This is a genomic window from Legionella lytica, assembly GCF_023921225.1.
In the GTDB taxonomy this organism is placed as follows: domain Bacteria; phylum Pseudomonadota; class Gammaproteobacteria; order Legionellales; family Legionellaceae; genus Legionella; species Legionella lytica.
On the sequence record NZ_CP071527.1, the window covers coordinates 630,001 to 649,306 of the forward strand.

Consider the following 19,306-nt stretch of genomic DNA (forward strand, 5'->3'; position numbering starts at 1 on the left):
TATCGACGGCGGTGTTTGGCACCTCGATGTCGGCTCATCACATCCTGGGGCTGAAGCAGGTCCCAAGGGTATGGCTGTTCGCCATTTAAAGTGGTACGCGAGCTGGGTTTAGAACGTCGTGAGACAGTTCGGTCCCTATCTGCCGTGGGCGTAGGAAAATTGAGAGGAGCTGCTCCTAGTACGAGAGGACCGGAGTGGACGAACCTCTGGTGTACCGGTTGTGACGCCAGTCGCATCGCCGGGTAGCTAAGTTCGGACGGGATAACCGCTGAAAGCATCTAAGCGGGAAGCCTCCCTCAAGATGAGTTTTCCCATGAAGCCCGTTGAAGACTACGACGTTGATAGGCAAGGTGTGGAAGCGCAGTAATGTGTGAAGCTAACTTGTACTAATTGGCTGATTGTCTTGACCATATAATCTGAGTTGCTTTGGGAACAAAGCACTACAGAATAGCGAGTGTTACGAAGCGCAAAAAAAAAGCGCACTCTTTATTTACCTAATGCGAAATTGCGGTATAATGGCTGCAATGAGCATAAAACGAGTTTTCCTGGCGACAATAGCGGTCTGGAACCACCTGAATCCATCTCGAACTCAGAAGTGAAACAGACATGCGCCAATGATAGTGTGAGGTCTCCTCATGTGAAAGTAGGTCATCGCCAGGGTTTTATTAAGAACAGAGAAGCGGCTTTTAGCCGCTTTTTTTGTTTCTGAACCATCAAAATCAAAAAAATCAACACCAACACAATTTAATTCCTTTTGACACCACACGACGCGACAATGACGTGTAGGTTCGGCCATGTCTCAACATAGATATCCCATACGGCACATAACCCCATATGGCTGAACGCAATTAAAAGAAAATCCCGCTCATAAGGAAAACCTGGTTGCAAGCAACCAGGCCACCTTTTGCCAATAATCCAGAACCTCCGTCATGGCAAACACAGGGAAGCAATCCAGAGTACGGTGCCTCAAGCTATCTCTAATAAACGAAATAATAATCAGGTTGCAAGTTATATTGATTTAACACCAGGCTATACGAACCACCCCAGGCAGAAAAATACTGGTTGCACGCAAGTAGAGAATGCTAAAAAATATTAATAGTTAATATTTGTATGTCTGTAAACTAATTAAAATAAGCGTGGAATGAATTGCCAATAATCAAGGACATAGTTAAATGAAAGTCTATCTATTCCATATTTGCTCAATTAGTTGATTGTAAAGTCATTTTATCAATCAAAAGTTGATTTTTTTCCCCCTTTAGTTTAAGTTATTTCCATTTAGGATAAATAATAAATTTTATGAAAGTCCAACGAGTATCGGAATGTCTTAATGAACTACGCGAAGAAGCGATCCAGGCTGAAGGTGATGCCGTTCTTCTTGATAAAATTAACACATATTTTTTCAGTAAACCTACGGAAACGCTTCTTGATAGGTCAGATATTGTTTTTTTACTAGAGTGTTTTACTATGCGTTGGGAGGCTGTGCGCGGCAAGGATCATGATTACACTCTAAGCAATTCACCAATAGAGCTAAAATGGGTTAGTCTGGCAAAAGAACTGGGTAAACATGCTGGTATTCCATATTTAAAAATTCTAATGAGTACGATTACCAATGATAAGGATCCTCATGATGGCTCAGCATTAACCCAGACGGAAACAATGACTAATTTTTATTTAGCAAATAACGGGACTGTTCTCTGTCGTAAAAGAAGCCTTTGCGATTACTTATTAGATCATGAGCTTAAACTTGTAACAAGCAAGAATGTAGAGGCGGCGGTTGTTTTTACGTTGGATGAATTAAGTAGTTTAAAACGTTGCAAAGTTAACTCGATTTTTTCTATCGTAACTGACATTGAGGATAGCCCAACTCAAACAAATGAGAGACAAACAGTAACAGAATATTTCACAAGTTTTTGGGATTTCCTACAAAGAAAAGTATTTGCACGCAGTGCTCACGACGGTGAGTTTCCAATAAGTTTTTTAGCTCCCTTATTTGATTTAGTTGAGCACTATATTTGTTTAAAACTTGAGGACAAAGATTTTAGTGCTTTTCAAAATGAGGCTAGTAAATTTTTCGAGCAGCTATACAATAACCCAGTATCGAATGTTAACTCCTTATATGGGCAGCGGGTTTTTTATAAGGGACGAGAACATTATTTACTGGATGTCTTGATTGTAATTTTTGATGCGAACCAATTTAATCTAGAACAAGAAATGTTAGCTATAAGCAAATTATTATTTAGCATTCAGCCGGAGTTAGAATCTAAGAATAATGTTTTAAGAACATTTTATCTTGAAGAACAAAAAAAGGTCGTTCATACACCCGAAAATGAGGTTGAAGCATATATTAACTGTTGTCGGCTGCTAGTATCACTATTTGTGACTAAATTCGATTTAGGTATTTTTGTTTATAAAGGACAAGAAATATTTACCTGGGATCAAGAAAATGAGATTCCGAATGAATTTTCTGGCATCTATACGAAGTTGCTAAAAGTATTTAACTCTGAGAAGCCTAATTATATCCATGCATATTATAATGTCATCAAGAATGAAATTGTATCGTTAGTAAAAGAGAATGCTCATTGGGCACGAAAAATTAGAACAGGCACCTCCCGTGATTGGCTGAAAAAGGCTCATATTTCTTCTTTGGCAGAGATTGATGGCTATTGGTATCCTCCAGAATTAATTATTCATCGACTCTTAAAATTCATTCAAACTGATACTCCGTTTAAAAAGCAAATTGCAAACTTTTTGGATGAGTTAGTGACTACATATACTCAGGAACAGGGGGATTTTAGAAAAGAGTTACGCGTTAATATATTATTTTCACAATTTCTTTCGAAACTAAGCGAACAGCAATGCCATACTGTAGTGATGTTCATGACTTCAGGTGATGACGTATCGGCTGATGGAATTGAGTCAGATTTTTTAAATAATTGCATAGTCCATATCAACAGCCGTTTGGTGGAATTGGGTTATCATCAACCGATTGACAAATCCCTTGCCTTTTTCCAAGCGGAGCCTTGTTATGATATTGATCCGGCACTTATTTTGGGCGCAACTCATCTAATCGAAGTAATTGAACAATATGCTACTAAATTGGAGTTAGGACATCTAGATAATGAGGTACAAGGAAAAATCCGACGCTTCTTATTTGATTTGAAAAATCCAATTTTAAGCTGTGCAGACAAGAGTGAAAGTATCAAAGACTCTGAAACTAGGGTTGATCCCATAGGGCAACCAAGTTAATCACAGCAAATAACAGGCCTCAGCGATGAGGGCCTAGGTATTCACCTCTCTGGATTGCTTTGTCACTATATTTCTCGCACGGAGTATTATTTGAGTATTCTTCCTCCCTCATTGTGGACGGAGTGAAGCAATCCAGGGGGCTGTGCTTTGTGTTTCTTGATTGCTTCCTTGTTATGCTCCTCACGAATAGAGAATTAACATATTCCATAAAGAGGAGAGGGTTATTCTTTAGATGTATATTGTGCACAAAGTTTAAGAAAGTTTTCATACCTTTTTTTCGCAATGAGGCCATCTTGCATTGCCTTTATAATTGCGCAGTGAGGTGTATCCTTATGGGTGCAATTTCTAAATTTACATTGTGATAAAAATGGCCGGAATTCGCTATAACCACGGGCAATCTCTGCCGCATCGATATGCCATAAACTGAACTCTCTAACACCGGGCGAGTCAATTAGGGCTCCACCACTAGGGATATGATAATAGCGTGAATTACTGGTGGTATGTCGTCCTAATTCAGAAACCTCAGAAATAGCTCCGGTCGCGATGTTTTCCTCGTGGGGTAAAATGGCAGAAATTAACGATGATTTACCAACCCCGGATTGTCCTACAAAGACACTTACTTGGTGATCTAATACTTTTTTTAATTGAGCGATACCCTCAACATCATCTTGGCTAGTAAACAGGAGTGGATAACCTAATTGATGATAGTCTACTAGTAATTGTTCTTTAAGTTCTGTGCACGGCAAATCGGTTTTATTTAAAAGTATGATCGCCGGTAATTGTAGTGTTTCTGCCATCACTAAATAGCTATCCAGAAGTGGCCAGGAAATTTCGGGTTTCGCTGCAATAACAACAATGATCTGAGTAATATTGGCTGCCACCGGTTTTACTACACCTGCCCCCGTTGGTTTGGCAAGCACACTTTTTCTTGGGTAAAGGCTTAAGACCACCCCTTGAGCCGTTCCTTCGTTTTGCCATACCACGCGATCACCTGCAACTAATGTTTCAAGATTAGGCCTAATAGAGCAGCGAGTGTGCGCGCCCTGATTATCTTCAACTTCTACGTGACGACTGAAACGAGTAATAACCAGACCATCCATTAAATTATCATGGTTTTCTTTATTCGTTTGATACGTTTGTTGAATTTTTTCAATACGCGCAGACTGTTGTTTGTTAATACGTCTTTTACTCATGATTGCAATCTATATTATAATTAGTGTAGTTTTTTTTAATTTTGTGCATTATTGGATAATAGAACAAAATTCATTACCATTATTGCAAATTTAAAGCGCAAAATTAACAAATACTTTTATTCAAACAGTATGAAGGTAAATTACATATAATGAAAGTCTACTTAGTTGGTGGCGCTGTTCGCGATCAATTGTTAAATCTGCCCGTAAAAGAGCGGGATTGGGTGGTAGTTGGTGCTAGCCCTGATGAATTACTAAAAAAACGATTTAGACAGGTGGGGAAGGATTTCCCGGTATTTTTACATCCTGAAACTAACGAAGAGTATGCTTTAGCGCGAACCGAACGCAAAGCGGCGCCCGGTTATTATGGGTTTACCTGTGACTTCAGTAATACGGTTAGCCTAGAAGAAGATCTGGCTCGTCGCGATCTTACGATTAATGCCATGGCTATGGATGAACATGGACAATTAATTGATCCTTATCAGGGGCAGCAGGATTTACGTGATAAAATCTTACGACATGTTTCCCCTGCGTTTGTTGAGGATCCTGTACGTGTTTTACGTGTCGCACGCTTTGCGGCGCGATTTCATCATTTAGGTTTTAGGGTAGCAGATAAAACGCGTTCTTTAATGTATTCTATGGTGCGCAATGGCGAGTTAGCGCATTTAGTCGCAGAACGAGTTTGGCAGGAATGGCAACGAAGCTTGGAAGAGCGAAATCCGGAACAATTTATTAGTACTTTACGTGCTTGTGATGCATTGCGTATCATTCTCCCAGAACTACATGCTTTATTTGGGATTCCTAATCCTTATCGTTATCACCATGAGGTGGATAGTGGTGTGCATACGCTCATGGTCTTACAAGCGGCGGTTGCTTTAACAACGGATCCAGTGATTCGTTTTGCTGCCTTAGTTCATGATTTAGGGAAAGCCAGCTCACCTATGTCGAATTGGCCTAGCCATCATGGACATGAAGAGCGCGGTGTTCCAATTATTGATGCTTTATGTACGCGTTTGCGAATTCCAAATGAATATCGTACATTGGCAATGACCGTTTCCCGGTTTCATTTAACTATTCATCGCTTATCGCAGTTACGTGCAGCGACTATAGTAAAAGTTTTAGAGCAAGCGGATGCGTTTCGACGCCCGCAGCTTTTTTATAATATGCTCATTGCCTGTCAGGCGGATGCCGAAGGATGTGGACGGAAGGTTGATTATCGACAAGCTAAGCTATGGAGCGGCATATTAGCAGAATGTGCTAAGGTAAATGTACAAACTATAATAGCGCAGGGTTATACTGGTGAGGCGATTAAACATGCTTTACACCAACATCGAGTAGCCTGTGTTGACTTAATATTAAACTCCTGGAATACAAATGAAAAACAATCATAATTTAATCTGGATTGACTTAGAAATGACGGGTTTAGATCCGGAAGCAAATCGCATTATTGAAATTGCTACAATCGTGACGGATCCGCATTTAAATATTATTGGCGAAGGCCCCGTTTTCGCAGTTTCACAACCAAAGGCTGAATTAGATGCGATGGACTCATGGAATACCCGGCAGCATGGCCAATCTGGTTTGGTGGCGCGAGTTCTAGAAAGCACCGTTGATGAGAAACAAGCCGAGCAAGAGACTGTTAATTTTCTAAAACAGTTCGTTGATAAAGGAAAATCACCGATGTGTGGTAACAGTGTATGCCAGGATCGCCGGTTTTTATATAAATACATGCCTGAATTAGCAGCCTTTTTCCATTATCGTAATTTAGATGTAAGTACTCTTAAAGAATTAGCAATTCGCTGGAAACCTGAATTATTAAATGGTGTTAATAAGCAATCAAAACATCTTGCTTTAGATGATATTAAAGACTCAATTGCCGAATTGGTTTATTATCGCCAGCATTTTATAAATTTACCGGAAGTAACACCATGATAGAAAGAGAACGATTGGAATTGCCTAATGGAGCAGATAAATTATTACTGCATTCCTGCTGTGCACCTTGTTCTGGTGAGGTAATGGAAGCTCTGATCAGTTCAGAAATTAATTTTTCAATATTTTTTTACAATCCTAATATTCATCCTGTTCAAGAATATGAAATTAGAAAACAGGAAAATATAAAGTTTGCCGAAAAACATAATATCCCATTTATTGATGCGGATTATGATAAAGATAATTGGTTTGAACGTGCCAAAGGCTTAGAGTGGGAACCTGAACGAGGTAAACGTTGCTCCATGTGTTTTGATATGCGTTTTGAGCGTACGGCTTTATATGCTCATGAGCATGGTTTTCCAGTGATTAGTAGTTCCTTGGGCATTTCCCGATGGAAAGACATGAACCAAATTAATGATAGTGGTCTGCGTGCAGCCGCTCATTACCCCGAACTGGTTTATTGGACTTATAATTGGCGGAAAAATGGTGGTGCAGCGCGTATGTATGAAATTGCTAAGCGTGAGGAGTTTTATAAGCAGGAATATTGTGGTTGTGTCTATTCATTAAGAGATACCAATGCTTGGCGCCGGCAAAAGGAACGCAATCGCATTAAAATAGGGATTAATTATTACAATGCCGCCGAGGCAGAAAATAAAGAGGATTTATGAGTACACATTCACACGGTGACGGCCATGATCATCATAGCCATGCTCATTCGCATGGTCCAGTTACCTATGATCGAGCTTTTTTAATTGCAATTATTGCGAATGGTCTATTTGTTATTTTGCAAATTGTGTTTGCTTACTTATCAAATTCAACCAGTTTATTAGCTGATGCATTCCATAATTTAGGGGATGTGTTGAGTTTGGTTTTAGCGTGGGTTGCTACAAGTCTAATGAAACGAGCCCCTACGATGAAAGCTACCTATGGACTGAAAAAAACCTCTATTTTATCTGCTCTAGCCAATGGAATTCTGTTAGTTTTCACTTGCGGTATTATTGCTACAGAAGCAATGTATAAATTATTTTCTCCTGCGGAAATTCAAGCGGTATCAGTTATGATCGTGGCCGGTATTGGTATTGTCATTAATTTTTCAACCGCGCTTTTATTTATGCGTGGCACAGATGATCTTAATATCAAGAGTGCTTATCTGCATTTATTTTATGATGCATTAATTTCCGTTGGTGTCGTGGTTTCGGCTGCCTTGATTTACTTTACGGGCTGGCTCTGGATTGATCCTGTTGTCGGCTTATTGATTGCGGTGATTATTTTAAAAGGGACTTGGTCTTTATTTGTTAATAGTTTCCGCCTCATTATTGATGGAGTACCAGAGAATATTTCCTGGTCTGCCGTGAGCGAGTTTTTGCTAGCGAAACCAGGGGTTGATGGTTTCCATGATTTGCACATATGGGCAATGAGCACCCAGGAAAATGCAATGTCTGTGCATTTATACATGCCCGAAATCGAATTAAATGATGAATCACGGATGGAGTGGACTGAACAGTTAAGACACGAATTTAGTATTCAACATGTAACCATTCAAGTAGAAAAGACACAATCAGCGTGCAATGACAATTGTCATAACCCTAATTTTCTATAAACTCCTCTGACTAGCGCTTGAACTACTAGGAATCCCCGCGACATGGATGCGGGGATTGAGAGGCGGTTCATGGATATTCACACCAATACATGATGCGTTGTTAACGCCAATCCCTTTTTATAACTATCACAAGCTTGACTGGCATCACCTAATTTTTCCTGTAGCTTGCCTAGCGTCATATATGCTAAAGGTGTGGGGTCGATTTCATTCGATTGTTCAAGATAATATTTCGCCTTACCCCATAGCTGACGATTAATACATAATTGTCCTAAGCATAAATAAAGTTCAGCTGAGTGTGCATGTTTTTTTAATAGGCTTTCGGCAAAGGCGAGTTGACTATCATCACTGGGTAATGAGCCATAAAGGGTAACGAGTTGAGGATTAAATTCCTTACGCAGGTTGCGGCGTAATAATTCTTTGGCCTTGGTATGCTCATTGTTTTTGAGTAAGAAACGTACATACTCTGTAACAATATTGGGATCCGCGGCTAATGGTTTTGGCAATGATTTAAATAACTCAGTTACTGCCTCAGGCTGATTTTGCTTTGTTATATCCACTAGTGCTTGCAAATAAGCACTATGCTGTAGAGCTTCAAACTCTTGTGGCTCAATCACATTATATCGTTTCAAGCGAGGTAGTAAGGCTATCAATTGAGGCCAATCACGAACTTCTTGATACAGTTGTACGAGTAGTTTTAAAACATAAGGATGACGTGGAGCAATATCATGTAAGTGTCTTAGCGTGGCTAATGCCTGTTCCCATTGATGATTTGCCAATTGTAATTGTGCTTGGGTAAGCTCAACGGCAATTTTTGCTTCGGGCATGGATTGTTGTGCTTCACGGAGAAAGTCATCACGTAATTGACTATCTCCCATCTTTTGCGCCGCACGAGCGGCAGTTAAGTAATTTAATAGTGGGGTATCTGTGTTTGGCAGGGCCTGAATTAAATGATTCTTCGCCTTATCCCAATATCCTTCACTGTATTCGATTAATCCTTTACGCGTAATAGCTTGAGCTTTTTGTGCTAAGCGCTTAGAGTGCCAACGACTCATCGCCTTAGGGGCACGAGTCACTTTGTGGCATAAACGGACAACTAAATAGACGATAAGAAATGCAAGAATTAAACCTAAAATCATAATCCACAAAGTAGTTTCAACGGTCCAATGATTTATAGCAATTAATACATAGCCCGGATCTTTATTGAGCTGTACTCCTAAAATGATCGCGGCTAGTAAGATGAAAAACGCAATAAAAAGACGCATCATTGTGCGGTTCCTCCCTGTGCTTCATTATCGGCCGGCTTGGCAGCCGGCTCTTTGGAATCAATTAATTGATTTAATAAGGGCAAGGAGTTAATACCAACATCAGGTCTTTTTTGTGTTAACTGAATTTGTTGGAGTTCATTTAGTTTTTTTATTAGTGCTGCGGTATTGGCGGCATTTTCATTAAAGTTCTTTTTCAGGGTTTTTATTGCCTGATTGAGCACCAATTGATATACCTCTGTATTATTATTGAGCACAGCCCATTGTGCCTGTTGCAGATCTAGGCGAATGTTTTCCTTGAGTATTGCTTCAAGAGCGGGGGAGATCAATGGTTTAATCTGTTCATCGTTACGACGAATAACTACCAGCTTACTTAAAACATCCATACTATCTTGCCAGCGAAGACGCCAGACCGATGGTTTTTTTTCAGGGTTAGACGGTGTTTCTGCTGCTGGAGACGCGGGTTTCATATCACTTAAAGTTGAAGCAATACTTAAATCCACAAGGCTATTTTGTGCTGCATCTAATTGGCTTAGTGTTCCTGCAATGTCCATTTTGGGAGTTGCTTTTAATTCAGCGATGTCTTTAGCTATTGCTTGTCTGATCTCAAAAATTTTAGGATCATTTAATTGCAGTAATAACTGGTCTGATTGTTGCAATAAGCTAATGGTTGCATCAAAGCTGTTGTTCCAGTGGGCATTGATTTGCGCTAACTCGAGATAATAACGAGCTTTGAGTAACAGCCAATTTTGATTCTGATAAAATCGCTCGCTCATAGCGGCTTGCAATTGTTTGTTTAATTCGCCAAATTGCTTTTGTAGCGTAGAGCGTGTTTCTTCAAGCATATTGCTCTTAGCTTCAAGTTGTGCTTGAGTCTTATCTTCATTTTGTTCTAACTTATCTAATTGCCTGTTTACTTGACTATTTTGACGACTCTGATTAATTAATTGCGCTTGCAATTGCTTATTAAGTGATAACGTATACAGTGATGAGGTAAGAGCACCTATAGCAATTACCACCGCTCCAACGACCATGGTCGATTTTGTTTTTGCAGGGGCGCTTTGGTTTTTCATTGACGGGCTATTTGTTTGCTCCGTAGTCTGTTTGGGTTGTGTTTCTGATGCTTTTTTTTGTTCTTCATTGCCATTGGTCATAAATTAATCCTTGATAACAGAGTCAAACAATGCATTCATTATCCCCTCGGGATGGCTACGAATAATATGTTTTATTCCCAATGAGGAGGCACTTTGAGCCAGGCGTTCACTAATAACCAGGCATGTTTTATTGCGCAGCCAATGATGAGCATCTTTAGGAAATAACTGAAAAAGATGGTGCATGGACTGCTCACTAGTTAACAGTATAATATCCACTAAATCATCGCGCCATATTGATTTTATAAATTGGGCATTTATTTTTGGCAGGGCACGTTGATAAACATTTAATGCAATTAAATCAGCGCCTTGTTGCAACAAGCTTTCTTCAATAAGTGGTCTCCCACCTTCCCCTTTAAATAAAAGAATCGTTTGTTTTTTGGGGTGTTGTAGGCTAGGTAATGCCAATAAATGTTCACTATCTGGCATTAAGGGCGTGGCATGTACCTGTACCTTAAATTGCTTAAGTAGTGTTGCGCTACCGTTACCTATTGCAATGACTTCGATGGTTGATGGCCAATGAATTTGAGCTTGTTCCAGTTGCATAAAACAGTGTTTAACGGCATTGGCACTAATGAAAATAGCTTGTTGTACGTTGTGTAAATCGGGCAATTGGCGGAGCCAATCAGTTATTGCTCGAATTTCCAACGTGGGTAATTCGATGGCTATGCCTTGTGCTGCCCGAATGCTCTCACTTAAGTGCAAAGCTTGTTCTTGAGGGCGCGTATTTAATACGCGTAACCCATGGAGTGAACGGCTCATTTAGGAATCGACGCCAGAAGTTCTGCTCCACCTTGAGCAAGTAGTTCTTGAGAACAACGCTTGGCTAATTGTGGTGCATCCTCCAGTGCTCCTGTTTGTTGATTGCTAAGAATTTGCGTACCATCCTCGTTTAATATTTTTGCACGCAACATCACTTGATCGGTTGCGACTGGCGCACAAAAAACAGCTAAAGGCACATGGCAGTTTCCTCCCAATAATGCATTCACCTGGCGTTCAGTGTGTACACAAATAGCGGAGGTAGGGTCATTAAGTCCAGCGATTAGGGTTTGGGTTTCCAGGTCATCGGTTCGACACTCAATAGCCAATGCTCCTTGACCACAAGCTGGAAGCATAATATGTTCAGGAATTTGTTCGCGAATTGCCTCAGTAAATCCCATGCGCTCAAGGCCTGCGGCCGCTAATACAATGGCTTGATATTCTCCGGATTCTAATTTAGCGAGACGGGTATTGATATTTCCACGTAAGGGTTTGATGTATAAATCAGGTCGGTACGCTAGTAATTGTGATTGACGTCTGAGACTTCCTGTTCCCACAATGGCTTGGGGGGGAAGATCTTGCAGGCTACTGTATTGTTTACTGACTAAGACATCAAAGGGATTATCGCGTTTACAAATAGCCACCAGGCTTAGGCCTTTAGGAAATTCTGCTGGCATGTCTTTTGATGAGTGAACAGCGATATCTGCTCTTTTATCCAATAATGCCTCTTCTAATTCTTTCACAAATAAACCTTTGCCTCCTACGGCAAGTAGCTTATCTTTCAGAAATTTATCTCCAGATGTGGTCATCGGCACAAGCTCAACTTTTAGCATGGGCCATTGTGCTAATAGCAAATCACGCACATGGTTGGCTTGCCATAAAGCAAGAGGACTTTGGCGTGTTGCAATACGTAGCGTTTTGATATTCATAGATAATTAGAACGACTTATTTAATGATGCGCTATCATAGCATTTTATTTGCATGAGCGTGAGTTTGACGTCAAGAAATGTAACCTGGATTAGGGCTGCGCCTTCTCCAGGTTAAGAATTGCTTATTTTTTATAACCAGCACGTAGTGCAAGGGCCATGAAAATATAAGTCCAACCACTAACAATCATGTCAATAGCAATGAACATACCAATAACCCATAAACTACTCATCGGCCATTTGATGAGGATTAAAACTCCTAAAATCAGTGAAGTAATACCAGCAAATAATATCCAGCCCCAACCTTCAGTATCTCTTAAAGAAATAGACATTGAGATGCGAGTTACGCCGATGATAATGAGTAGCCAGGCTAGCATGGCAGTAATTACTGCGGAAGCAAGAATGGGATCGTACAACACAACACCGGCCGCAATAACGTATAACAGCGCGATAAGAATTTGCCAAACAGCGCCTTTCCATTTTTGGTATTTGAACGCATCTGCAAAATGCGATAAACCTGAGACTAACAGCATGGCCGCAAAGAAATACATGCTTACTAAGGTCAGCATAATGTCCATGCCTAAACCAATAGTACCAATAATCAGAAGTATTATTCCTAGTCCTAACAGCCATCCCCAATGACGTTGTAATGAATCAGCCATTGGAATCTGCATCTTTTCTGTGTTGTCCATATCAGTTCCTTTTGATTGTACTATTTTTAATATAGCCTATTTTCAGCAACTGTTGACCTTAGGTCCTATAAATGAATAATTATCCGGTATGCTGGAAAAAAAGCTTACTTATAGGTATGATTTTTAAATTGTGTTTTAGAGGTGTATGGGTATGAAATGGTCTGTTGTGATGTTATTGTCTTTTTTCTCATTTGCAGGGTATGCAGATAGTGATACAGAGCGACAGGAAACGCAATTAAGAATTCAACCCGTAGGTCAAGTTTCAGTGCAAGAACAACCCGGCTCGGAACATAAAACGGTGGCAACGCCCGCCAAAAAAGAGCCTGGTGCAGAAACTTACGAGCAGTATTGCATTGTATGCCATAAAGATGGATTGGCGGGTGCTCCTAAGTTTCGCAATGAACAAGATTGGAAACCTCGTTTAGCCGGTAGAACATTAAGTGATTTAGTTGCTTCTTCAATAAAGGGTTTAAATGCGATGCCTACAAAAGGAACTTGTTTTAAGTGCAGTGAGGATGATCTGAACGCTGCAATTTCTTATATGTTGCCAAGATCATGACAAAATTAAATTTCAGAAGAATTCAAACGTTCAATGCAATAGTTACTTTATTCGTACTGTTCGCCTCATTGTATTTTCAATACGTTGTGGGTTTGGTGCCTTGTCCCTTATGCATGATGCAACGCCTTTGTGTGTTTTTCCTGTTGGCAGTTATGAGCCTAAGTTTTCGTACTCAAAAGAGGGCACATGCAATTAGCGGATGGATGATCTTTTTTGCCGCTTTAGGCTTATTTTTTGCTTCACGCCAGCTATGGTTACAATCATTGCCAGCAGGAAATGTGCCTGCTTGCATGCCTGGTTTGGATATTATGATTCGTTATTTTCCATGGAAAACTGTGGCGCAAACCTTGTTATGGGGTTCTGGGGAATGTGCTGAAGCTACTTGGCATTGGCTAGGTATTTCTATGGCAGGTTGGAGTGCTATGTATTTTATTTTTATGATTGTTATGGGGCTGTTTTTGTTTTGGAATACCCATCGCTCTCGTTTTGATAGGATGTATTCAAGAATGTAACTCGTATCTGCGTCGCGTAATAGGGGGATTTTGCACTAGGCTATCCCGTATTTCGACCTTGTCTAATACGGGCTATGGATGGTGTTATCGATATCTCTTAAATTTCTACCGTCTTATTAAACGCATCATTAGGTCCCGCAATAATCTGAACTTCATCAACAGATTCTTTCTCATACAAGGAATAGGGTGAAATATGGCTTTTAGAAAAACGGACCATTTGTTTTTTGAATGCGGTAATGCGGGCAGCAGATTCAGGTGTCTGTTCAACAGAGAGGGAGCGCATCAATTCCAATAATAATTCGCGAGGTTGGTGGCATACGATCAACATATCACATCCCGCCTTAAGCGCACGTTCTGCTCTAGTTTTTAAATTACCAATGTCCGCGCCTTTCATACTTAAGCAATCACTTAAGATTAAGCCTTTAAATCCTAACTTAGTGCGTAGAATATCGTGCAACCAGATCTTGGAAAAACCAGCAGGGTTATTTTTATCAATAGCCTCATAGGTTACATGAGCAGGCATCACCGCGGTTAATAAGCCTTTATTGATTAGTTCACTAAAGGGCTTTAAATCGTTTGCTTCTAATTCCTCTAGTGATGCTGAGGATGTAGGCATCGCAATATGTGAATCTGATACAATCGAGCCATGGCCGGGAAAATGTTTTCCAACAGCAGGCATGCCAGCATCGTTCATGCCTTGAATAAAGGCGCCGGCTAAGTCTGTAACGGCATCTGGAGATGAATGAAATGCTCTATCTAAACCAGCAATTATACGACTGTTTCCTTCTAGATCTAATATGGGGGCGAGACTCAGATCAATATCATGCGCTAAAAGGTCTTGCGCCATGATTTTTCCATATTCGTGAGTATGGGCTAAACCGACCTCCCGATGCAGATCATAAACCTTCCCATAGGAGCGGGCAGCAGGAATAGAGCTAAATCCTTGACGTTGAAACCTTTGAACATTGCCTCCCTCATGGTCTACTGTAATAAAAAGAGCGGGATTAATTCTTCTTATCTCACCCGTCAACTGTGCGAGTTGTTCCGGATTAATAAAATTACGGGTAAACAAAATTACTGCACCTACATTAGGGTGCGCTAAAAGCTCCCGCTCTATATGAGATAGTTCAGTTCCTTCTATATCAACCATGAATTGCGATGGCATAATGATGCTCCTCGTTCAAATTAGCGCATGATTTTATCATAGATTGATGAGGGATTAATATTTCTGAGTATCCTTTACTGGTAATCTGAGGTCGAGTTAGCTATCATCGCCTTCTTTTGAATTATTTTTGACACAATGAAAAGCTTTTCTTGCGAAGTGCTGTATCGGCATTCGGCCACCAAAGCCCGAGTTACCCGTGTTACTACTGCCCATGGTGAATTTATTACACCTGTATTTATGCCTGTTGGTACTCGTGCAGGGGTGAATAATATGATGCCAGCTGAGTTACAAACAGCTCATAGCCAAATTATTTTAGGTGGTAATACCTATCACATGTTGTGTGCTCCAGGCATGGAGGTCATTGAAAAGGCCGGTGGAATGCATCCTTTTATGGGATGGCATGGCCCTATGTTAACGGATAGCGGCGGTTTTCAAGTTTTTAGTTTGTCCAGAAATAAAGAAATTTGTACCATTGATGAAGAGGGTGCTCATTTTGTCTTGCCTGGCAAACAGGGGATAATCCATATGACTCCGGAAATGTCTTTAGAGACTCAGAAGATTATTGGTGCCGATATTATTATGGCTTTTGACCAATGTACGCCAGATAGCTGCACTAAAGATGAAGTGAGTCATATTATGACGCGTACACATCGCTGGTTAAAACAATCAATTGATTATCATCAGCAATACCCCGAATCACGTTATGGTTACCAGCAAGCGTTATTTGGCATTATTCAAGGGGGCACGTTTAAGGATTTACGACGTGAAAGCGCTGATTTTGTTGCATCTATGAATACTGATGGACTTGCTATTGGCGGTGAGACCATTGGTTTTGACATGAACACAACGGTTGAAGTAATTCGTTGGGTACGCGATTATTTGCCTGAGAATAAACCGCGTTATACCATGGGGGTGGGTATGTCCCCTCAAGATCTTTTGGATGTAGTTGCAGAGGGAATCGATATGTTTGACTGTGTTGCGCCAACGCGTAACGCACGACATGGGGCTTTGTATTGCGGTAAGTTAGTACAAGAAGGAAATTGGTTGCGTTTTACCAGTGAGTATGAGAATGAGCGTATTCAAATTAAGAAATCATGCTTTGCTGATGATATGTCACCGATTATGCCGGACTGTACGTGTTATACCTGTCGTAATTATTCACGCTCTTATTTGCACCACTTAATAAAACAGAAGTCTAATCTTTTCACTGCCCTGGCGACGATTCACAATATCCATGTGATGCATGATGTTTGTGATAAAATGCGCGAGTTGGTAATTAATTCACAGGAGAAATAATGGTAGTTATTAGCACATCTAAAGGTGACATTCGTCTTCAGTTAGATACAGAAAATACTCCAGTTACAGCAGAGAACTTTTTAAGTTATGTGCGTAGTGGGTTTTACGATACCACAATTTTTCATCGCGTCATTTCTGGCTTTATGATCCAAGGCGGTGGTCTTGATTCCAATATGGAGCAAAAGCAAACACAAAGCCCAATAAAAAATGAAGCAAAAAATGGCAAGCCAAACAAGCGTGGCACGATTGCTATGGCAAGGACGATGGACCCACATTCTGCAACAGCACAGTTTTTCATTAATGTCGCTGATAACGCGTTCTTAAATTACACGGCTGATTCAATGCAAGGTTTTGGCTATTGTGTATTTGGTGAAGTAGTTGAAGGTATGGATATTGTCGATGCGATTGCCAAAGTAAAAACTGGACAAAGCATGGGCCATGCCGATGTTCCAGTTGAAGAAGTAAGTATTCTTTCCGTTAAAGAAGTAGAGTAATTTCGTATTGCCGCAAATTTTCGCGGCTTGACCTATTGTCATTGCCAGCGAGGTGAAGCAACCTCGGGTTCGGTGCCTCGCACTCCCAGGTTGTTTCGTCACAGTGCTCTTAGCAACGGCGAAATGGCTTAATGTAATCCAGAAAAAATTCTATTCGCTTCGGCGTTTCTTAATACTTTCCGAATAATCAAAAATGGGTATTTCAATATGGAAGAAAATAGCTAAAAGACGCGCAATAAAGATACTTATCAAGGTAATAATCACACTGAGGTTTTCTGCAACTTGAAAATAATTCAGTGTAATAAAGAGTAAGGCCCCACCAATAGCGATAACCGCATACAATTCTTTTCTTAGCACCAACGGAATATCATTGCATAAAATATCGCGCAGCATCCCACCACAAATACCGGTAATAACACCACTAATGACCGCAATACTTGGGGATAAGCCATGATTTAATGCTTTTTGAGTGCCAATAATAACGAAGGTCGATAAGCCAAGCGCATCAAGGATTAAAAAGAGTTTCATAATTTTTATCAGTGAATGGGCAATAAAAATAGTGAGAAATGCGCATAAGGACGTGTATAATAGGTACTCTGGATGAAGTACCCACGTCAATGGGTAGGTATTAAATAGCGAGTCTCGTACAGTGCCACCACCAAGTGCTGCAATGCATGCAATGAGCATGACACCAAAAAAATCCATTTTTTTGCGGCCAGCGGCTAATGCACCTGTAACCGCCTCGACACAAATGCCCATGATGAAAAGAAAATGTAACAACATACAACTCACTGCCTGCAAAAAGGCCAATGATAGCATTGTTGAGTCAATTGGCGGAAGAGATAAACGTGCGAATTCTTATCCAGAACCTACATTAAAAAGTATTTTTTATTTGGAGCGTATTCATGAAGATAGGTATGCCGTTTTTCCTAAATGAAATTGATACAGATACACGTAAAAAAATTCTTGAACTTGATCACAAATTAAAGACGTTACGTGCCGAGGTAGAATTGAAATTAAATGAAGCGGAAGAAAGCCATTTGCCTCATCTAATGCAAGATATTGAGCAAGCAATCAAAGCAATAACCCCTGTAGTCTCATTAGTTGTTGATGAATAATTAGTATAACCAGGTTTGAATCCGCTGGCTTCATGGAATCGTAGCCCGTATTGGCACAGCCTAATACGGGAGTAATGCTCAATTATACTGAATACTAAACACTGGCGACTCATCCTTGATGGACGTACTCGCATATTGGTTTTTACCGAGACGATATCGTTGTGCCAAAATTTTAATATTGGTTAATACTATAGCCGCCAACACAATAATGATTAGGCTGGGGGAGCTTGGCATTTTGGTTGTGCGCGCTAAATAATCGGAAAGTAGTGGCGGCACTCCTGCAGCTAAGCTTGCTGCAATTGAATAGACAATCGATAAAGCCGTACAACGTATTTGCAGTGGAAATAATTCGGTTAGTAATACCGTTGCAACACTATAATAACATGCACAGGGAATGGAGATGAGCAGCTGCATTAAAATATAATAACCTGCACTTCCATAATTAATACCGTACATAAATGGATAAGCAAGCACTAATAAACCACTGCTGGCAAAAGTGAGCATTTTTAAACGGTCTTGCTTATCAGAGAGCCAACCAAAAATAGGGATTAGTATCGTTACTAAGGCCAGAGCCAGGGTATTTGACGTCATAATTAATGAACGAGAAAGATGTGCGTATTGAATTGCGTGCAGCGGAATATAGAGATAAAAAAAGAAGCCAGTGGTTACTGAAAGAAAACTAGAGAAAAACGCATAATGGAACATAAAGGGATATTTTTTGACGTAGTTTAACGATTGTTTGTAAATATCTCGGGTCGTAGGTTTAGCTCGATTCGCATAATAGACAATATAGGCCAGACTTTCTGGCATCTTAGCTCGGATCGCAAAACCAATAATTGTTGTCAGCAAGGCAAATAAAAATGGAATACGCCAGAGGTAATCTATTTCTGGATGAGCATCAGCAAAATAGCGCATACTTTCAACAACTAAACATGCAAGTAAATAACCTGCTTTTACACCAACAGAAGACCAACAGCCACGAAAACCACGTTGTTGGTTGTCGCCACTTTCAACTAATAATGACGCTGAGTTCAAAAACTCAGAACCTAAAGCCATACTTTGGATGATGCGCAAGGTTAATAATAAGCCTGCTGCGGCAAGACCTATGTGTTGATATCCTGGAATAACACCGATTAGAGCAGTGGATATCCCCATAATCAGGATTGATACCATAAGGACATTTTTACGCCCATATAAATCGGAAAATAAACCAAGGATGAATGCGCCTAAGGGTTTGGCTAAATAAGCAATAAAGATTAAAGATAAAACAACAGTAAGACTGCCTTTGTTATCGCCAATAAGGTAGCGAGACATCTCCGTTGCCATAAAATAACAGATAGACATGTCATAGGCTTCTACGACATTCCCCATAAGGCCGCCGAGTATTGATTTATTTTGGTGTTTCAT

19 protein-coding genes and 2 rRNA genes (1 of these 21 cut by a window edge) are annotated in these 19,306 nt (G+C 40.3%); 12 read left to right on the plus strand and 9 right to left on the minus strand.

Annotation, left to right across the window (positions count from 1 at the left end; all coding sequences use genetic code 11):
- From J2N86_RS02765 to J2N86_RS02775, 3 genes are all read left to right on the plus strand, one after another.
- Nucleotides 1–411, plus strand: a 23S ribosomal RNA gene (locus J2N86_RS02765) (it extends 2,489 nt beyond the left edge of the window).
- A gap of 133 nt (nt 412–544) precedes the next feature.
- Nucleotides 545–660: ribosomal RNA gene (gene rrf / locus J2N86_RS02770) — 5S ribosomal RNA — on the plus strand.
- 636 nt (nt 661–1,296) lie between these two features.
- Nucleotides 1,297–3,246 carry a hypothetical protein gene (locus tag J2N86_RS02775; RefSeq protein ID WP_252580832.1) on the plus strand — a complete coding sequence of 650 codons (1,950 nt, stop codon included), beginning with the start codon at nt 1,297–1,299 and terminating at the stop codon, nt 3,244–3,246.
- 221 nt (nt 3,247–3,467) lie between these two features.
- On the opposite strand, the gene rsgA is transcribed toward J2N86_RS02775, so the two are convergent.
- The gene (gene rsgA, locus J2N86_RS02780; protein WP_252580834.1) at nt 3,468–4,439 is read right to left on the minus strand and encodes a small ribosomal subunit biogenesis GTPase RsgA; all 972 of its coding nucleotides are present in this window, start codon (nt 4,437–4,439) and stop codon (nt 3,468–3,470) included.
- Between the two features lie 149 nt (nt 4,440–4,588).
- Between rsgA and J2N86_RS02785 the strand changes: the two genes are divergently transcribed.
- The 4 genes from J2N86_RS02785 to J2N86_RS02800 are packed head-to-tail and all read left to right on the plus strand — an operon-like array spanning nt 4,589 to nt 7,965.
- Nucleotides 4,589–5,827, plus strand: coding sequence for a multifunctional CCA addition/repair protein (locus J2N86_RS02785; protein WP_252580836.1), 1,239 nt, complete (start codon nt 4,589–4,591; stop codon nt 5,825–5,827).
- Nucleotides 5,811–6,368 carry an oligoribonuclease gene (orn, locus tag J2N86_RS02790; protein ID WP_252580837.1) on the plus strand — a complete coding sequence of 186 codons (558 nt, stop codon included), beginning with the start codon at nt 5,811–5,813 and terminating at the stop codon, nt 6,366–6,368. Before J2N86_RS02785 ends, orn begins: the two co-directional genes overlap by 17 nt.
- Complete coding sequence (locus tag J2N86_RS02795) at nt 6,365–7,033, plus strand: epoxyqueuosine reductase QueH (protein WP_252580839.1); 669 nt, start codon at nt 6,365–6,367, stop codon at nt 7,031–7,033. The genes orn and J2N86_RS02795 overlap by 4 nt, the downstream gene beginning before the upstream one ends.
- On the plus strand, nt 7,030–7,965 hold the full coding sequence (locus J2N86_RS02800; protein ID WP_252580840.1) for a cation diffusion facilitator family transporter: 936 nt from the start codon (nt 7,030–7,032) through the stop codon (nt 7,963–7,965). Before J2N86_RS02795 ends, J2N86_RS02800 begins: the two co-directional genes overlap by 4 nt.
- 77 nt (nt 7,966–8,042) lie before the next feature.
- Here the strand turns inward: J2N86_RS02800 and J2N86_RS02805 are convergent, their stop codons facing one another.
- From J2N86_RS02805 to J2N86_RS02825, 5 genes are all read right to left on the minus strand, one after another.
- Nucleotides 8,043–9,230, minus strand: coding sequence for a heme biosynthesis protein HemY (locus J2N86_RS02805; protein WP_252580842.1), 1,188 nt, complete (start codon nt 9,228–9,230; stop codon nt 8,043–8,045).
- Nucleotides 9,227–10,381, minus strand: coding sequence for a uroporphyrinogen-III C-methyltransferase (locus tag J2N86_RS02810; protein WP_252580843.1), 1,155 nt, complete (start codon nt 10,379–10,381; stop codon nt 9,227–9,229). Before J2N86_RS02810 ends, J2N86_RS02805 begins: the two co-directional genes overlap by 4 nt.
- 3 nt (nt 10,382–10,384) lie before the next feature.
- Entirely contained in the window at nt 10,385–11,140 is a 756-nt protein-coding gene (locus J2N86_RS02815) for a uroporphyrinogen-III synthase (protein WP_252580845.1), read from the minus strand.
- A complete protein-coding gene (hemC, locus tag J2N86_RS02820; protein ID WP_252580847.1) occupies nt 11,137–12,066 on the minus strand; it encodes a hydroxymethylbilane synthase in 930 nt (309 codons plus the stop codon). Before hemC ends, J2N86_RS02815 begins: the two co-directional genes overlap by 4 nt.
- Nucleotides 12,067–12,188: 122 nt before the next feature.
- Nucleotides 12,189–12,755 carry an HdeD family acid-resistance protein gene (locus tag J2N86_RS02825; RefSeq protein WP_252580849.1) on the minus strand — a complete coding sequence of 189 codons (567 nt, stop codon included), beginning with the start codon at nt 12,753–12,755 and terminating at the stop codon, nt 12,189–12,191.
- 151 nt (nt 12,756–12,906) lie between these two features.
- On the opposite strand from J2N86_RS02825, the gene J2N86_RS02830 reads away from it, so the two are divergent.
- Entirely contained in the window at nt 12,907–13,314 is a 408-nt protein-coding gene (locus J2N86_RS02830; RefSeq protein WP_252580850.1) for a c-type cytochrome, read from the plus strand.
- Nucleotides 13,311–13,826, plus strand: coding sequence for a disulfide bond formation protein B (locus J2N86_RS02835; protein ID WP_252580852.1), 516 nt, complete (start codon nt 13,311–13,313; stop codon nt 13,824–13,826). Before J2N86_RS02830 ends, J2N86_RS02835 begins: the two co-directional genes overlap by 4 nt.
- 97 nt (nt 13,827–13,923) lie before the next feature.
- On the opposite strand, the gene nagZ is transcribed toward J2N86_RS02835, so the two are convergent.
- Nucleotides 13,924–14,991: a beta-N-acetylhexosaminidase gene (gene nagZ / locus J2N86_RS02840; RefSeq protein ID WP_252580854.1), complete on the minus strand. Its 1,068-nt coding sequence runs from the start codon at nt 14,989–14,991 to the stop codon at nt 13,924–13,926.
- Between the two features lie 135 nt (nt 14,992–15,126).
- Between nagZ and tgt the strand changes: the two genes are divergently transcribed.
- Nucleotides 15,127–16,287 carry a tRNA guanosine(34) transglycosylase Tgt gene (tgt, locus tag J2N86_RS02845; protein WP_252580856.1) on the plus strand — a complete coding sequence of 387 codons (1,161 nt, stop codon included), beginning with the start codon at nt 15,127–15,129 and terminating at the stop codon, nt 16,285–16,287.
- Nucleotides 16,287–16,781: a peptidylprolyl isomerase gene (locus tag J2N86_RS02850; protein WP_252580858.1), complete on the plus strand. Its 495-nt coding sequence runs from the start codon at nt 16,287–16,289 to the stop codon at nt 16,779–16,781. The genes tgt and J2N86_RS02850 overlap by 1 nt, the downstream gene beginning before the upstream one ends.
- Nucleotides 16,782–16,931: 150 nt before the next feature.
- Here J2N86_RS02850 and J2N86_RS02855 read toward each other — a convergent pair whose 3' ends face one another.
- Nucleotides 16,932–17,564: a trimeric intracellular cation channel family protein gene (locus tag J2N86_RS02855; RefSeq protein ID WP_252580860.1), complete on the minus strand. Its 633-nt coding sequence runs from the start codon at nt 17,562–17,564 to the stop codon at nt 16,932–16,934.
- Between the two features lie 122 nt (nt 17,565–17,686).
- Between J2N86_RS02855 and J2N86_RS02860 the strand changes: the two genes are divergently transcribed.
- Nucleotides 17,687–17,899 (plus strand): hypothetical protein, encoded by a 213-nt coding sequence (locus J2N86_RS02860; protein WP_252580862.1) that lies wholly within the window; start codon nt 17,687–17,689, stop codon nt 17,897–17,899.
- A gap of 78 nt (nt 17,900–17,977) precedes the next feature.
- On the opposite strand, the gene J2N86_RS02865 is transcribed toward J2N86_RS02860, so the two are convergent.
- Complete coding sequence (locus J2N86_RS02865) at nt 17,978–19,306, minus strand: MFS transporter (RefSeq protein ID WP_252580863.1); 1,329 nt, start codon at nt 19,304–19,306, stop codon at nt 17,978–17,980.